This window comes from Burkholderia sp. Cy-637 (assembly GCF_011753175.1).
GTDB lineage: Bacteria > Pseudomonadota > Gammaproteobacteria > Burkholderiales > Burkholderiaceae > Burkholderia > Burkholderia gladioli.
The window spans coordinates 1-15,506 of sequence record NZ_VWWC01000100.1 but is presented as its reverse complement, the minus strand read 5'-3'; the positions used below and the strand labels follow the sequence as shown (position 1 = coordinate 15,506).

Genomic DNA, 15,506 nt, shown 5'->3' with positions numbered 1-15,506 from the left:
GCCGGCCGAGCCGATGATCGAGGTGCGCGAGGCCTCGGTGCGCTTCGCCACGCGCGGCGGCCACGTCGACGCGCTGCGCGGCGCGAGCTTCGCGGTGGCGCGCGGCGGCGCCTTCGGGCTGGTCGGCGAATCGGGCTCGGGCAAGTCCACCGTGCTGCGCGCGCTGACGGGCCTGGTCCCCACCTCGGCCGGCTCGCTGGCGATCGACGGCCGCGCCGTGCACGGCCGGCTCGACCGCGCCTTCCGCCGCGACGTGCAGATGGTGTTCCAGGACCCCTATGCCTCGCTGCATCCGCGCTTCACGGTGGACGAGACGCTGCGCGAGCCGCTGGCGATCCACGGCATCGCCGACGCCGATACGCGGATTCCGCGGGCGCTGGCCGAGGTCGGGCTCGGCGGCAGCTTCCGCTTCCGCTATCCGCACCAGCTCTCGGGCGGCCAGCGCCAGCGCGTGGCGATCGCGCGTGCGCTGATCGTCGAGCCGCGCGTGCTGCTGCTCGACGAGCCGACCTCGGCGCTCGACGTCTCGGTGCAGGCCGAGATCCTGAACCTGCTGCGCCGCCTGCATCGCGAGCGCGGGCTGACCATGCTGCTGGTGAGCCACAACCTGGCCGTGGTCGGCTTCCTCTGCGAGCGGCTCGCCGTGATGCAGCATGGGGAGATCGTCGAGCAACTGACGGTGGAGGCGCTGCGCGCGGGACAGGCGGCGAACGCGTACACGCGTACCCTGCTGCGCGCCACCGACGGTTATCGGCGCGCCGGCGGCTGAAACCGGGGCGGAAGCTTGCGGTTGCGGCGGTTGCGGCGGTTGCGGCGGTTGCGGCGGTTGCGGCGGTTGCGGCGGTTGCGGCTGCCATGGCGGTTGCGGCGCGGCAGCCGCCGATGTCGTGCGCGGCAAGGGCCACGCCGCGGCGCAGCATGCCGGGTGGCCAGCCGGGCACGCGAGAATGGCGAACCGAATCGCGGCTGGCGTAAGATCGCACGGCAAGCCCGGTCGAATCGCGACGAAGCGCGACGAACCCGATGCCGAACTTCGCGCGCGCCGGCCGGTCCATGCCTTTTCCCAACCGCTAGAGGAGCGCCCGTGATTCATCTCATCGAAACGCTCGTGGTCGGCCTGATCGTCGGCCTGCTCGCCCGCGCGCTGAAACCCGGCGACGACAAGATGGGCATCGTGATGACCATCGTGCTCGGCATCGTCGGCTCGGTGATCGCCGGCTACGTCGGCCGCGCCGCCGGCTGGTACCAGCCCGGCCAGGGCGCCGGCTGGATCGCCTCGATCATCGGCGCGATCGTGCTGCTGGTGATCGTCGGCGCGGTGCGCAAGCGCGCCGGCTGAGCCAGCCCCGCGGAACGCCGTCGGCTCGGCGGCGTTCCGCCCCTTCGCCCCCACCTTCCGTCGCGCCACGCCCGTTGCGCGTACAACCAAGCCGGTCCAGCTTCCCTCCCGCTCCAGGCTCCCCCGCCGTCCATCAGCCAGCCGACATCGCCGCCAGGCGCCGGGCTTTCCTCATGCGTTTCCGACCGGCCGCGATCGCCGACGATCCGCGTTCTTGCCGCTCGTGGACCTCGATTTCAGCACGCGGGTTTGTACCACCGCCGGCTCGATCGAAGCGACCTGACATCGGCTCGGCCATCTCCTAGCATTGAAGCAGCGAACTTTGTCAAAAAATGTAAAAAATCCGCTCAAGGCAACCGCCCTGGATGCCGTCAATGCGGGTGAGCAGGCCGTCGTCGGCGAGTGTCACGCCGCGACGTGCCAACAAGTCCGACCCCACCGATTCGGAGTCCGTCATGATCGCCCGTTCGTCGCTGCCGTCGCTATCGTTTGCGCGTGGTTTTCCGAGTCTTACGAATCTGTCAGGATGGCGGCGCCTCGCCCTCCTGCCGCTCGCCGCCTGCGCGCTCCTCGCGCTGCCCGGCACCGCCGCGCATGCGCAGGGCGGCACCATCCAGTTCAGCGGGCGCATCGTCGAGCCGCCCTGCTCGTTCCAGGTCGATACCGCCGCCACACGCGTGCAACCGAACTGTGCCAGGCCGGCCTTCGGGCAGGTCGGCTTCGTCGACCTGTACAGCGGCCGCAAGCTCGGCTCGTCAACGCTGACGATCGCCTCCGCGCCGTTCGCCATTCCGGGCCAGGGTACCCGGCGCGACCCCATGATCGTGACCGTCGACTATCGTTGAGCGCGCATCGAAGCGCATCCCGTCCTCCGCCGCCGCGGCTCAGTCGCGGTGGGCCGCCAGCCAGTCGCTGAACAGGTCCAGCTTCGGCTGGGCCGCGTTGCGCGCCGGGCAGACGAAGTCGTAGCGCGCGCCGGTACCGAGCACCGCCTCGAAGGGCGTCGCCAGGCGCCGCGCGGCCACGTCGTCGGCGATCAGCGTGACGTCGCTGATGGCGATGCCGAAGCCCTGCATGGCGGCATTGGTGGCCAGGTCCAGCGTGTCGAAGCTCGGCCCGCGCGCCGGATCGATGCCCTCGATGCCGGCATGGGCCAGCCATTGGCGCCAGTCGCGATGGTCGCGGGTGGGATGCAGCAGCGTGTGGCGCGCCAGGTCGGCGCCCGAGGCGATCGGCCGTTCGGCCAGCAGCTCGGGCGCGCAGACCGGCGTGAGCCGCTCGGCGAACAGCGGCACGACGCGCACCTCGGGCGTCGCCGCCATGCCGTAGACGATCGCCGCATCGAAGGGCTCGGTCGCGAAATCGACGTCGTGCCGCCAGGTGGTGGTCATCTGCACGTGCAGGTCCGGATGCTCGGTCTGGAACTGCATCACCTTGGGCAGGATCCAGCGCATCACGCAGGTCGGCACCTTCAGCGCCAGGTCGGTGCGCTGGCGCGTCAGGCGCCGCGAGATGTCGCCGATGCGCGCGAAGCTCTCGCTGACCACCGGCAGCAGTTGCTCGCCCTCGGGGGTCAGCGCCAGCCCCTTGGCGCGCCGCACGAACAGCGGGAAGCCGTAATGCGCCTCGAGCGACTGGATCTGGCGGCTGACCGCGCCCTGGGTCAGGCACAGCGCCTCGGCCGCGCGCGTGAAGTTCAGGTGGCGCGCGACCGTGACGAAGACCTGCAGGGCATTGAGCGGCGGAAGACGATGCATGGCTGGCGCGAACGGAAGACGGGCGCGCCGGCCGATGCGGCGCGCAAGGCGCCACGATAAGCGATCCGGGGGTTTTGCGCGAGGAGCGCGAGGTACGCGCGGTGGCGTGGGCGATCGGCCCCGGCCGGGGCGGGCTCGGCGTGACTTGCGGCATCCGCTGCAGCGAGCGCTCGTCCGCGCCGGCGCCGGGCGCTTCCGGGCGCCGTGCGCGCCCGGCTTTCGGCACGCCGGAGAAGCGCTCGGATGTTCAGATGCTCACGCGTTCACGCGTTCAGGCGTTCAGGCGCTCAGGCGAAGGTGGCGGTGACGATGCGCGCGACCGCGGCAATGGCCGCGTTGTCGTATTTCGCGTCCTTGTCGGGGCGCGTGGTGTAGACCGTCAGCACCACCGGCTGGCGGCTCGGCGAATACAGCACGGCCACGTCGTTGGCGGTGCCGTAGCCGCCGCTGCCGGTCTTGTCGGCCACCCGCCAGCCGGCCGGCACGCCGGCACGGATCCGCGTCTCGCCGGTGGTATTGCCCAGCATCCAGGTCACCAGTTGCGCGCGGCCGGACGGATCGAGCCCGTCGCCGAGCGTGACGCGGCGCAGCGTGTCGGCCATCGCGGCCGGCGTGGTGGTATCGCGTTCGTCGCCGGGCACCGCTTCGTTCAGCTCGGTTTCCAGGCGATCGAGGCGGAAGGTGGCGTCGCCGATCGAGCGTGCATGGGCCGTCACCGCGGCCGGATCGCCGATCAGCCGGATCAGCAGGTTGGCCGCGGTGTTGTCGCTGTACTGGATCGCGGCGGCGCACAAGGCCGCCACCGTCATGCCCGTGGCTAGGTTTTTCTCGGTGACCGGCGAATAGCTCACCAGGTCGTGCCGCGTGTAGCGGATCACGCTCGACAGCAAGCGCGCGTCGCCGGTCGCGCGCGCCAGCACGGCCGAGACCAGCACCACCTTGAAGGTGCTGCACAGCGGAAATCGCTCGTCGGCGCGGTGCAGGATCCGCCGGCCGCTGCCGGTGTCGATCGCGCTCACGCCGATGCGGCCGCCGAAGCCGCTTTCGAGCGCCGCGATCTGCCGGGCCGCGTCGCGGGGCCGGGCGTCTTCCTTCACGCCGTCCTTCTTGCCGTCCCGATGGCCAACCACGGCGCAGGCGGCGAGAACGGGAGCGGAAACGGCGGCGAGCAGCAGCGAACGGCGGAGCGGGGAATGGGTCATGGCGGGTCGATGTCTCGATCGGTGTTTCAGGGGTGGATCGGCGGCATGGCGCGAGATGGCCGGGGCCACCGCCGGGCATCGTCGATCGCGAGGCTCAGGATGCCGGATCGGGTAGACCGCGGCGAGGCGGCAATGGTTCGCGCCGCGCCGCCGATGGTTCGGCCCCGGCTCCGGGCGCGATCAGGCGAAATGGCAGCGGATCGCGCGGCGCCGAGCCGGGTTGGGCCTGAGCGCGGAAATCCGCGTGGCCAGCCCGGCCGCCGAGAATCCCGCGCCGACGCCGGGCCATGCGCACCCGATCAACTCTCGCGCGCCGGCAGGTAGGCGACCGGATCGACCGGCTTGCCGTCGCGGCGCACCTCGAACAGCACGGCCGTGCCGCGCACCCAGCCCGCGCCGCCGGCTTCGGCGATCGGCTCGCCCTGCCGCACGATATCGCCGGTCTTCACCAGCAGGCGGCTGCCGCGCGCATAAGCGGTCAGGAAATCGGCGTTGTGCTGCACGATCACCAGCGAGCCGTAGTCGTTCAGGCCGGTGCCGGCATACATCACGCGGCCGTCGGCGGCGGCGCGCACCGGCTCGCCCGAGCGCACCGAGATCCCGATGCCGCGATTGCGCCCCGGCTGGAACGGCTCCACCACCGGGCCCTCGGCCGGCCAGGCCAGCGTGACGCGCTGCGCATGACGGCGCGTGGCGCGCATGATCTGCGCGACGTCGGCCGCCGAGGGCGCGGCGGCCGGCACGGCGACGGCGCCGGTCGCCAGCGTGTCGCTCGGCGGCACCGCCTCGCGCTGCGTCGCGCAGCCGGCGGCGGCGCACAAGGCCGCGATCGCGGCGGCGCGCGCGGCGCCTCGGAACATCGTCTGCCTGGGGTTCATGCGGTGGAATTCATGTCTGGCGAGGATCTCGGTCCTGGGGCCGCCAAGCTTCTCAAAATTGGCGGCCCAGACCTGTAACCGGATGCAAGCAAGCATGACAAATTGCGGCGGCGGCCCGGCGCGCGCGTATCGTTCGGGAATGCCCCGCAACCGAGCCGAGCGCTACGGGGCGGACGGCGTCGAATACCGGGTCGGCCGCAAGTGAGGCCGTGGCGGCGCGCTCAGCCGAGCCGCTCGAGCAGCGTGTGCCAGGCCGTCGCCAGGCCGATGCAGAGCATCAGGATATGCAGCGCGAGCTTGAGCGAAACGAACCAGTCGGGACCGACCTGCATACCCACCTCCTGGCATGGACGAAAAACGAGGAAAGCCCGTGGCCGGGCCATGAGGCGCATGATCGGCGAGCGCGGCCGCGCCGACCATGCGGATCTGTCGAAGCGATCCTCAGGCAATGACTGACGCCCGCGCCGCGCGAAGCCTGCTACCGTATCGCCGGCCGCGGCGCGTCGCGCCCGACGGCCGCCCCTCCCCGCAACGGAACCCCACATGCGATTCGATCTCACCGACCTGCGCCTGTTCCTGAACGTCTGTCAGGCGGGCAGCATCACCGGCGGCGCCGAGCGCACCCACATCACCCTGCAATCGGCCAGCGAGCGGATCCGCGGCATGGAGGACACGCTCGGCGTGCCGCTGCTGCACCGCACGAAGAGCGGCACCCTGCCGACCGACGCGGGCCGCTCGCTCGAGCACCACGCGCGCACCGTGCTGCAGCAGATCGACCAGATGCACGGCGAGCTGCAGCAATACGGCGACGGCCTGCGCGGCCGGATCCGCCTGCTCTGCAACACCGCCTCGCTCAGCGAGTACCTGCCCGACGCGCTCGCGGCCTACCTGCCGCGCCATCCGCGCATGTCGGTCAGCGTCGAGGAGCGCTCCAGCGAGGAGATCGTCCACGCGATCCGCAGCCGCACCGCCGAGGTCGGCATCGTCGCCGATTCGGTCGGGCTGGAGGGGCTGGAACAGAAGCCGTTCCGCGAGGACTGGCTGCTGGTGGTCGCCGCGGCCGGGGATCCGCTGGCGCGGCGCGGCTCGGTGTCGTTCGACGAGATCGTCGACGCGGAATTCATCGGCCTGACCGAAGGCAGCGCCCTGCACGCGCACCTGGCCGACCAGGCCCGCGCGCTCGGCAAGCGCATCACCTACCGCGCCCAGTTGCGCAGCTTCGACGCGATCTGCCGCGTGATCGAGAGCGGGGTCGGGATCGGCGTGGTGTCGCGCCATGCCGCGCAGCGCGCGATGGCCAGCATGAAGCTGGCCACCATCGAGTTGACCGACGCCTGGGCCCACCGGCGGCTGGTGCTCTGCGCGCGCGATTTCGAGGCACTGCCGAAATACACGCGCGAGTTCGTCGATTTTCTCAGCGAGGGCGGCCCGGCGGAAGAACCGGCGGGCGGCTGAGCCGCCCGGTCGAGCCGCTGATCGAGCCGCTGATCGAGCGGCTGACCGAGCGGCTGACCGAGCGGCCGACTGCATGGCTCATCGAGCAAGCTCGGCGAGCGGCCCGCCCGGGCCGCCCTGTTCCAGCGGAATCGCCGGGCTCTGTGCATCGACACGCCGCGGCGGCGCGCCCGACAATGGCCGCTCCCTCGTCACTCCCGTCGATCATGAATTCCTACCCGGCATTTCGCGCGGCCGCCTGCCATGTCGCGCCCTGTTACTTCGATACGCCGCGCACCGTCGACAAGGCCTGCGCGCTGATCGCCGAGGCCGCCGCCAACGGCGCGGCCCTGGTGGCCTTCCCGGAAGCCTTCGTGTCGGCCTTCCCGGTCTGGTCGGGCGTGTTCGCGCCGGTCGACGTGCATCCCTTCTTCGAGCGCCTGGCCGCCAGCGCGATCCGCGTGCCCGGCCCCGAGGTGCGGCAGTTGCAGGAAGCCGCGCGCCGCCACGGCGTGATCGCCTCGATCGGCATCAACGAAGGCACGCATGTCAGCCCCGCCTGCATCTGGGACAGCAACCTGCTGATCGGCGCGGACGGCCGCCTGCTGAACCGCCATCGCAAGCTGGTGCCGACCTACTGGGAGAAGCTGACCTGGGCCAACGGCGACGGCAGCGGCCTGCGCGTGGTGGATACGCCGCTGGGCCGGATCGGCGCGCTGGTGTGCGGCGAGAACACCAATTCGCTGGCGCGCTTCGCGCTGCTGGCGCAGGGCGAGAACGTCCATATCTCCTCGTTCTCGCCGCGCTGGCCGACCCACCCGCCCGGCGAGGGCGGCTACGACCTGGAGGCCGCGATCCGGCTGCGCGCGGGCGCCCATGCCTTCGAGGGCAAGCTGTTCAACATCGTCGCCTCGGGCTTCCTGCCGCCGGAGGCGATCAACCTGATCGCGCGCGACGACGCCCGCGCGCGGCGCCTGCTGGAGGAGTCGCCCAAGAGCGTGTCGATGATCTTCGGGCCGAACGGCACGGTGATCAGCGAGGTGCTGCGCGACGAGGAAGGCATCGTCTATGCCGATATCGACCTGGCCCGCTGCGTGGTGCCCAAGCAGTTCCAGGACGTGGTGGGCTACTACAACCGCTTCGACGTGTTCGAGCTGCGCGTGAACCGCCGCGCGCTGGCGCCGGCCAGCTTCCACGACGGCTTCGACGGCTTGGCGAGCGTAGGTGGTGCATCGGGCGCGGCCGACGAGGCGCTGTATGCCCCCTTCGTGCCGGATGCCGCGCCGGACGTCGCGGCGGGTACCGAGACAGGTACCGAGCCAGATGCCGGCGCCGGTGCCGCCTGGCCCGCCGAGGCGTCGCAATGATCGATCTCTACAGCGATACCCAGACGCGCCCCACCGCGGCGATGCGCGCGGCGATGGCCGCCGCGCCGGTCGGCGACGAGCAGGCCGACGAGGACCCGAGCACGCGCGCGCTCTGCGAACGCGTGGCCGCCCTGCTCGGCTGCGAGGCGGCGGTGTTCATGCCGTCGGGCACCATGTGCAACCTGGTCGCCACCCTGGTCCACACGCGTCCCGGCGACGAGCTGATCGCCGACGCCGGCGCCCACATCTGCGCGACCGAGGCGGCCGGCGCCTCGGCCATCGCAGGCGTGGCGATCGCGCCGCTGGTCACGCGCGACGGCATCTTCACGGCCGAGCAATGCCGCGCCGCGATCCGCGCGCCCTCGCGCACCGCGCCGCGCTCGGCGATGGTATCGATCGAGCAGACCACCAATTTCAGCGGCGGCGCGATCTGGCCGCTCGACACGCTGCGCGCGGTACGCGACGTGGCGCATGAAGCCGGCCTCGTCGCGCACCTGGACGGCGCGCGCCTGCTGAACGCCTCGGTCGCCACCGGCATCGCCGCCGCCACCTACGCGCAAGGCTGGGACAGCGCCTGGCTCGACTTCAGCAAGGGGCTGGGCTGCCCGGTCGGCGCGGTGCTGGCCGGCAGCGCGCGCTTCGTGCGCGAGGCCTGGACCTGGAAATACCGGCTCGGCGGCGCGATGCGCCAGTCGGGGATCCTCGCGGCGGCGGCGCTGCATGCGCTCGACCATCACGTCGAGCGGCTCGCCGACGATCACGCGCATGCGGCGCTGATCGCGGCGCGCCTGGCGGCCGCGCCCGGCCTTCGGCTGGAGGCACATCCGCAAACCAATATCCTGCTGTTCGCGCTGCCAGGGTTGCCCGAGTTGCCGATAGGCGCGCGTGCCTTCGCCGAGCGCGCGCTCGCGCGCGGCGTGCGGATTCGCGCGCTCGACGACACGCGGATCCGCGTCACCACGCATCTCGACGTGAGCCGTGAGGATTGCGAACGGGCTGGCGAATTGCTCGCGGAACTCGCCGAGGAGGCCGTGTCGTGAACGCCACGCTGTTTCTCGTCGACGTGTTCACGCGGCGCGCGCTGCTCGGCAATCCGGTCGCCGTGGTACTGCCCGACGCGATGCCCGACGCGGCGCGCATGCAGGCGCTGGCCGCGTGGAACGGCATGCCCGAAACGGTGTTCGCGATGCCGGCGCCGGATGGCGAGGCAGCGCGCGGCGGCGCGGACTACCACGTGCGGATCTGGTCGCCCCGGCGCGAACTGCCCTTCGCCGGCCATCCCTCGATCGGCACCGCGCGGGCGCTGCTCGCCGCCGGGCTGGTGACGCCGCGCGCGGGCAGGCTGGTGCAGCAGAGCCCTCATGGGCAGGTGACGATGCGCGTCGACGACGGCGATGACGGCAGGATCTGGTTCGAGACGCCCGAGCCGCGTATCGAGCCGCTCGATGCGCAAGGCGCGCGCGAGGTGCTCGGTGCGCTCGGCTCGAGCGGCCGACACGCTGACATGGCCTGCGTGGCGGCCGGCGCGCGCTGGCTGGTGGTCTGGTTCGAATCGGCCGAAAGGCTCGACGCGCTGGCGCCCGAGCTGGATGCCATCGAGCAGCTGAGCCGGCGCCACGAAGTGTCGGGCATCACGGCGGTGGCGCCCGGCCGGCACGGCGCGGCCGATTTCGAACTGCGCTCGTTCGGCCCGGCGATCGGCGTCGACGAGGATGCCGCCTGCGGCGGCGGCAATGCCTGCGCGGCCGCGATGCTGGCGGCGAAGGGGCGATGGCCGGCGCGTGGCAACGGCGCGGTCGCGACGGCGTCCCAAGGGCGCCACCTCGGCCGCGACGCGAGCCTCTTCTGGCGCCGCACCGAGGATGGGCCGCGCTTCGAGATCGGCGGTCACGCGGTGCTAGTCTCGCGCGGCTCGCTGAACCTCTGAACGCCCGGCGGCGCGGGCGCGCGGACAGCTAGCCCGCCATCTCCCCGATCAGCGCGGCCAGCCGCGTGAGCGCCGCGCGCCGCGTTTCGTCGAGCGGGTAGCCGCAATTGAGCCGGATCCGGTCGTCATACACGCGCTCGGGCGCGAACAGCGTGCCGGGCGCGAAGGCGATCCCCTCGCGGCCCGCGCGCCGCGCCAACGCTTCCGACGACACCCCTTCCGGCAGCCCCACCCACAACAGGTAACCGCCTTCCGGCGCCTCCACCAGCGTGCCTTCCGGCACGCGAGCACGCAGGTGCTCGACCGTCTCGTCGACCTGCGCGCGGCAACGCGCCCGCAGCCGCCGCAGATGATGCCGATAGCCGCCGCCGTCGAGGAACTGCCCGACGGCCTCCTGGATGATCAGCGGCTGGCCGACGCTCATGGTGCGCTTCAACTCGACGATCTCGCGGTGGAAACGCCCGCCGCTGACCCAGCCGAGCCGCAGCCCCGGCGCCAGCGTCTTCGACAGCGAACTGCAGAGCAGCACGTTGCCGTCGCGGTCGTAGGACTTGGCCGCGCGCTGCACGGACTCGAAATGCAGGTCGCTGAAGGTGGCGTCCTCGATCAGCGGGATCGCGCGCGCCGCCAACAAGGTGACCAGCGCAGCGCGCGTCGGGTCGTCCAGGCTCGCGCCGGTGGGATTGCTGACCGCCGTCGACAACAGGCAGGCGCCGATGCGCCGTTCGCCGGCGAGCCGCTCGATCTCGGCCAGCGCCTCGCCGGCGCGGCCGTCGAAGCGGATCGGCAGGGGCTGCATGCCGAGCCGCGCCAGCGTCGAGAGGAAGCCGTAATAGGCCGGCGATTCGACGATCACCGCATCGCCGGGCCGCGCCACGGTCTGCAGGCACAGGCCGAAGGCCTCGACGCAGCCATTGGTGACCAGCACCTCGTCGGCGCCGAAGTGGCAATTCCAGTTCGCCGCGTGCGAGGCCAGGCTGGCGCGCAAGCGCTCGGCGCCGGGCGAGAACGACACCGCGGCGAGCAGCCCGCCGTGGCGCCGCGCCGTGGAGGCAATGCTGCGCGCCAGCGCCTCGACCGGGAACAGCGCCTCGCCGCACAAGGCGGTGCCGAACGAGACCACGCCGGGGCGGCCTTCCATGTCGCCGAGCGCGATGGGGTCGAGCGCGTCGTGCTCGAGTCCGTCATCGCCGAGCCGCGTGGGATCGACGCCGGGCCAGGGCGCGGCGCCCTGGCCGGCCACCTCGCTCACGCGCGTCGCGACCTGCCGCGGTTCGCCCGCCGGGCCGCTGACGAAATAGCCCTGCTTCGGCCGGCTCTCGATCAGGCGCCGATCCTCGAGCGCCCGGTAGGCGGCCAGCACCGTGGTGACGCTGACCGAGCGGCTGCGCGCCAGCTCGCGCACCGAGGGCAGGCGCTGCCCGGCGCTCCAGAGGCCGGCCCCGATCTCGCCGGCCAGATGCTCGGCGAGCGCGCGGTGCAGGACCTGCGGGGTATCGCGGGCGGAATCGTCGGGGCGAGGCTTGGCGTGATGTCCCATGTATCTCGGCGGCGCGCGCGGCGCGATGAAGTCGGCGGCGGCAGCCTGCCATGATGCGCCCGCGAGCGCGGGCGCCGACAAGGATGCGGGGTTTTCGCCGGACCGGCAACCGGCTTCAGGCAAGCCGCCTCAAGCAAGCCGCCTTAGCCAAGCGGTGTCAAGCATGCGCGGGCGCGATCGCCATGTAGATCCCGAGCACCACCAGCCCCGCGAAGAACACGCGGCGGAAAGCGCGCTCGCCCACCCGGCCGCGCAGCACCTGGCCGCCCGCCATGCCGAGCAGCGCCGGCACCAGCGCGAACGCCGACATGCCGAAGTCGACCGGTTGCAGGCTGGCGCTCCAGGCCAGTTGCGCGGCCAGCGCCAGGGTCGAGGCGGTGAAGGACAGCCCGAGCGCCTGCACCAGTTCGTCCTTGCCGAGCTGCAGCGCCTGCAGGTAAGGCACGGCCGGCATCACGAACACGCCGGTGGCGGCCGTCACCGCGCCCGTCAGGTAGCCGACCAGCGGCGACAGCCAGCGCTCGTGGCGGCCCGGCGCCGGCAGGCGCGCGGCGGCCAGGCCCCACAGGCCGTACAGCGCGACCACCGCGCCGAGCGCGTCGCGAGTCCACGGGGCGGCATGCGCCAGCGACGGCAGGCCGCCGGCGAAGGTGCCGAGCGCGAGCCCGGCGAGCAGCGTGGCCAGGCGCCGGGCCAGCGCGCCGAACGCGGGGCCGCGCAGCAGTTGCCAGACATTGGTGACCAGCGAGGGCACCACCAGCAGGCTGGCGGCCGCGGCGGGCGGCATCGCCAGCGTCAGCAGGCCCATCGCGATGGTCGGCAGGCCCAGCCCGATCATGCCCTTCACCACCCCGGCCAGGGCGAATACCGCGACGACGATCGCGAGCGTCGAACCATCATCGATCATGGAACATCCTGCGCAGGGATTGGGTTTTCAAGGGACGAATGCCGCGATGGTGAGGGCATCGCCACGGCCCGGCCATCTGGTTTTGCCTGAGCCTGGCTCGGGTAGGCTGGGCGGCCGGCTTGCTGGACCTGATCGGCCGGCGCGCAGCGCCGTTGGCGGTGGCTTGGCGCGACAGACCGTTAGTTGCGATCGAGACGAAAACAAAAACGCGTCGCCGGAACGACACGTCAGAGGAAAGGGAAATCGGCGCGGCAAGCGGCAAACGGCGCCGGCCGGCGCCCCGCCGCCTTCCGGATCAGAACTTGTGCCGGATCGCCGCGCGCACCGAGAACTGGCTCGACGAGGCCGAGGGGCCGTCGGTGCCGACCAGGTAGGCGCCGTCGAACACGCTGCCCGAGGCGCCGCCGCCCACGCGCTGCCAGGCGCCCTGCAGGTAGACGTCGGTCTGCTTGGACAGGCTGTAGTCGGCCATCAGCCCGACCGTGTGGTAATGCGGCTTGGCGCTGCCGTCGGCCGCGTCGAAGGTGCCGCTGGTGTAGGTGTATTGCGCGCCGACGAAGAAGGCCGGCGTGAGCTGGTACTTGCCGTTGATCTCGAAGTTGTCGAATTTGGTGGCGGTCAGCCCGAGCCCCGACAACGTGCCCGAGGGCAGGTAGGCGGTGGCGACCGGGTTCTTCAGGTCGGTCTTGGTGTAGACGAAGCCGACCGTGGTCTCGCCGAAGGTGTAGTTCACGCCGCCGCCGAAGATGCGCAGGCGATCGGCGGTGAAGTTGGCGTCGTTGCTCGCCACCGCGCCGTCGGCCGTGCGACCGGGGTTGTCGGCCTGCAGATAGGCCGCGCCGACCTGCAGGCCGCCGAACGCGTAACGCGCCCCGGCGCTGTACTGGCGATTGTTGGCGAAGCCGGTCTCGTTGCTGAAGCTGTAGACGCCGCCGAAGCTCAGGCCGCCGAAATCGGGGCTGGCGTACTTGACGGCATTGTTGGCGCGCACCGTGTTGTCGGCGTTGTCGTTGTCGAACGGATGCGACATCAGCATGCCGCCCCAACTGCCGGCCGCCGTCATCGGCGCGAGGTAGTCGACCACCGAGTCGTATTGGCGGCCGAAGCTCAGCGCGCCGTATTGCGCGTGGGTGAGCCCGACGAAGGCCTGGCGGCCGAACATCCGGCCGCCGTCGCTGAGCGTGCCGTTGCTGAGGTCGAAACCGTTCTCGAGCGCGAAGATCGCCTTCAGGCCGCCGCCCAGGTCCTCGGCGCCGCGCAGGCCCCAGCTGCTGCGCTGGGCAAAGCCGCTGGCCAGCGCATAGACGCTGCGGTTGGTGCCGTTCACGCCGACATTGTTCGTATAGTTGACGCCTTCGTCGATCACGCCGTAGAGCGTGACGCTGGACTGCGCCCAGGCGGGTGCGGCCAGCGCCATTGCAACGGCAGCGGCGGCGGCGGGCAGCAGGAACTTGTTCATCGTCGACAGTCTCCGAACCGGAAAACTGGAATGGCCGCCGGAGCGCTCGACGCGGGCGTCGTCCGTTGGACCTCGAGTTGGCGATGCGCGGCCCGGTCGGCACGCCGGCTGCGCGAATCACGGAGCAAAGTGTGTCACGGCCGAATCACGCCGTCCATGTCGTTCGGGGCGGCAAACGTGGTCGTTGCGCATTACCAACTCGGACTTGCGCAAGCGCTTCGGCCCGGCTTGCGCAACGCTTGCCGCGCCCTTTCGGACAAGCGCCCGGAAGGACCGCCGGGGGCGCCCGCGCGGGCTGCCGGCGCGGCCCCGCGCGAGTCGCGGCGCGGCGCGCCGGCGATGCGCCAGGCTGGTGCGGATCGAGCCGGGCCGCGCGAACCGTCGATGCCCCCGCAACGATGGCACAATCACGTCCGTTTCCGCTCCCCGCCGTCCGCTTCATGCCGAGTTTTCCGTCGCGCGCCGCCATCGTCCGCGCGCCCTCTTCCGCTGCCCGTTTCCGCGCCCGCCGGCGCCCTCGCGCATGAACGCGCCCGCCCATGCGCCGGCGCCGCGCGCCGGCCGTTTCGCCGAGCTCGATTTCTTTCGCGGGCTGGTGCTGCTGGTGATCGTGGTCGACCATATCGGCGGCAGCATCCTGTCGCGCGTGACGCTGCACGCCTACGCGCTGTGCGACGCGGCCGAGGTGTTCGTGTTCCTGGGCGGCTTCGCCACCGCGATCGCCTACAACTCGCTGGCCGAGCGCCAGACCGAGGCGGTCGCGCGCCAGCGCTTCATCCGCCGCGCCTTCGAGATCTACCGCGCCTTCCTGATCACCGCCGGGCTGATGCTGCTGATCACGGCGGCCCTCAACGCGCTCGCGATCGACGGCCCGAACATGCCGACCAACGACCTGGAAGGGCTGCTGCACAAGCCGCTCGCGGCGCTGCGCGACATCCTGCTGTTCCGCCGCCAGCCCTACCTCGCCTCGGTGCTGCCGATGTACGCGATCTTCGCGGCGCTGGTGCCGCTGGCGCTGCCGCTGGCGCGCGGCAAGCCCTGGCTGCTGCTGGCGATCAGCCTGCTGGGCTGGCTTTCGGCGCGGCGCATCGCCGGCTACCTGCCGGGCGTCGACGGCATGCCCTGGGACTTCAATCCCTTCGCCTGGCAGTTCCTGTTCGTGCTCGGCGCGCTGTGCCGCTGCCAGCCGGTCTACGCGGCGCTCTCGCGGCAGCCGCGCGGGGTGCTGGTGACGGCGCTGGCGGTGGCCGTGGTGGCCGCGGGCGCCTATTACCGGCTGCGCATCGAGCCGTTCCCGACCGATCCGGCCATCAAGCAGAACCTCGGCGCGGTGCGCCTGCTCAACTTCCTGGCGATCGCCTGGCTGGCCGCCAAGCTGGTCCACCTGGGCTGGATGCACAAGGTGGCGCGGGCGATGCCCTGGATCGGCACGATCGGCCGCCAGGGCCTGCTCTGCTTCGTGGCCGGCACGGGGATCTCGCTGTCGGTGGATTCGGTGCTGTACTGGCAGACCGACGGTTATCTCGACGTGCCGCTCGGGCTGACCGCCGACGCGGTCGCGATCGGCCTGCTCTACCTGGTCGCCAAGCTCTACGGGCCGCTGGCCGCGCGCCTGCCCTTCCTGCGCCCGCGGCGCTGAGGGCGCGGCGCTGCCGGGCAGGCGCCGGCGTTCAGCCCTGCGCCCGGGCGCGCGTGG

General features: G+C 71.8%; 15 protein-coding genes. 8 read left to right on the top strand and 7 right to left on the bottom strand.

Annotation, left to right across the window (positions count from 1 at the left end):
- Positions 1–13 precede the first annotated feature (13 nt).
- Positions 14–769: an ABC transporter ATP-binding protein gene (locus F3J10_RS23205; protein WP_167243091.1), complete on the top strand. Its 756-nt coding sequence runs from the start codon at positions 14–16 to the stop codon at positions 767–769.
- A gap of 315 nt (positions 770–1,084) precedes the next feature.
- Positions 1,085–1,339, top strand: coding sequence for a GlsB/YeaQ/YmgE family stress response membrane protein (locus F3J10_RS23200; protein ID WP_025099473.1), 255 nt, complete (start codon positions 1,085–1,087; stop codon positions 1,337–1,339).
- Between the two features lie 325 nt (positions 1,340–1,664).
- Here F3J10_RS23200 and F3J10_RS36570 read toward each other — a convergent pair whose 3' ends face one another.
- Positions 1,665–1,796, bottom strand: a complete 132-nt coding sequence (locus F3J10_RS36570) for a hypothetical protein (protein ID WP_275691169.1) — start codon at positions 1,794–1,796, stop codon at positions 1,665–1,667.
- Between F3J10_RS36570 and F3J10_RS23195 the strand changes: the two genes are divergently transcribed.
- Positions 1,795–2,184, top strand: a complete 390-nt coding sequence (locus tag F3J10_RS23195) for a type 1 fimbrial protein (RefSeq protein WP_167243085.1) — start codon at positions 1,795–1,797, stop codon at positions 2,182–2,184. The two genes, F3J10_RS36570 and F3J10_RS23195, sit on opposite strands and share 2 nt — an antisense overlap.
- Positions 2,185–2,223: 39 nt before the next feature.
- Here F3J10_RS23195 and F3J10_RS23190 read toward each other — a convergent pair whose 3' ends face one another.
- The 3 genes from F3J10_RS23190 to F3J10_RS23180 all read right to left on the bottom strand — a co-directional run bounded on the left by F3J10_RS23190 (position 2,224) and on the right by F3J10_RS23180 (position 5,176).
- A complete protein-coding gene (locus tag F3J10_RS23190; RefSeq protein ID WP_167243084.1) occupies positions 2,224–3,096 on the bottom strand; it encodes a LysR substrate-binding domain-containing protein in 873 nt (290 codons plus the stop codon).
- 287 nt (positions 3,097–3,383) lie between these two features.
- Positions 3,384–4,298, bottom strand: coding sequence for a PEN-N family class A beta-lactamase (gene blaPEN-N, locus F3J10_RS23185; RefSeq protein ID WP_167243083.1), 915 nt, complete (start codon positions 4,296–4,298; stop codon positions 3,384–3,386).
- Between the two features lie 299 nt (positions 4,299–4,597).
- A complete protein-coding gene (locus tag F3J10_RS23180) occupies positions 4,598–5,176 on the bottom strand; it encodes a peptidoglycan DD-metalloendopeptidase family protein (protein ID WP_025099477.1) in 579 nt (192 codons plus the stop codon).
- Between the two features lie 543 nt (positions 5,177–5,719).
- On the opposite strand from F3J10_RS23180, the gene F3J10_RS23175 reads away from it, so the two are divergent.
- The 4 genes from F3J10_RS23175 to F3J10_RS23160 all read left to right on the top strand — a co-directional run bounded on the left by F3J10_RS23175 (position 5,720) and on the right by F3J10_RS23160 (position 9,904).
- Positions 5,720–6,631, top strand: coding sequence for a LysR family transcriptional regulator (locus tag F3J10_RS23175; protein WP_167243082.1), 912 nt, complete (start codon positions 5,720–5,722; stop codon positions 6,629–6,631).
- Between the two features lie 206 nt (positions 6,632–6,837).
- Positions 6,838–7,977, top strand: a complete 1,140-nt coding sequence (locus F3J10_RS23170) for a carbon-nitrogen hydrolase family protein (RefSeq protein WP_167243081.1) — start codon at positions 6,838–6,840, stop codon at positions 7,975–7,977.
- Entirely contained in the window at positions 7,974–9,017 is a 1,044-nt protein-coding gene (locus tag F3J10_RS23165; RefSeq protein WP_167243080.1) for a threonine aldolase family protein, read from the top strand. The genes F3J10_RS23170 and F3J10_RS23165 overlap by 4 nt, the downstream gene beginning before the upstream one ends.
- Positions 9,014–9,904, top strand: a complete 891-nt coding sequence (locus tag F3J10_RS23160; protein WP_167243079.1) for a PhzF family phenazine biosynthesis protein — start codon at positions 9,014–9,016, stop codon at positions 9,902–9,904. The genes F3J10_RS23165 and F3J10_RS23160 overlap by 4 nt, the downstream gene beginning before the upstream one ends.
- A 28-nt stretch (positions 9,905–9,932) precedes the next feature.
- Here F3J10_RS23160 and F3J10_RS23155 read toward each other — a convergent pair whose 3' ends face one another.
- From F3J10_RS23155 to F3J10_RS23145, 3 genes are all read right to left on the bottom strand, one after another.
- Positions 9,933–11,444 carry a PLP-dependent aminotransferase family protein gene (locus F3J10_RS23155; RefSeq protein WP_240155689.1) on the bottom strand — a complete coding sequence of 504 codons (1,512 nt, stop codon included), beginning with the start codon at positions 11,442–11,444 and terminating at the stop codon, positions 9,933–9,935.
- A 157-nt stretch (positions 11,445–11,601) separates the two neighbouring features.
- Positions 11,602–12,351: a sulfite exporter TauE/SafE family protein gene (locus F3J10_RS23150; RefSeq protein ID WP_167243077.1), complete on the bottom strand. Its 750-nt coding sequence runs from the start codon at positions 12,349–12,351 to the stop codon at positions 11,602–11,604.
- 295 nt (positions 12,352–12,646) lie between these two features.
- Positions 12,647–13,810, bottom strand: a complete 1,164-nt coding sequence (locus tag F3J10_RS23145; RefSeq protein WP_025099488.1) for a porin — start codon at positions 13,808–13,810, stop codon at positions 12,647–12,649.
- Between the two features lie 523 nt (positions 13,811–14,333).
- Between F3J10_RS23145 and F3J10_RS23140 the strand changes: the two genes are divergently transcribed.
- Positions 14,334–15,449, top strand: a complete 1,116-nt coding sequence (locus F3J10_RS23140) for an OpgC domain-containing protein (protein ID WP_013689982.1) — start codon at positions 14,334–14,336, stop codon at positions 15,447–15,449.
- The last annotated feature ends 57 nt before the right edge of the window (positions 15,450–15,506 follow it).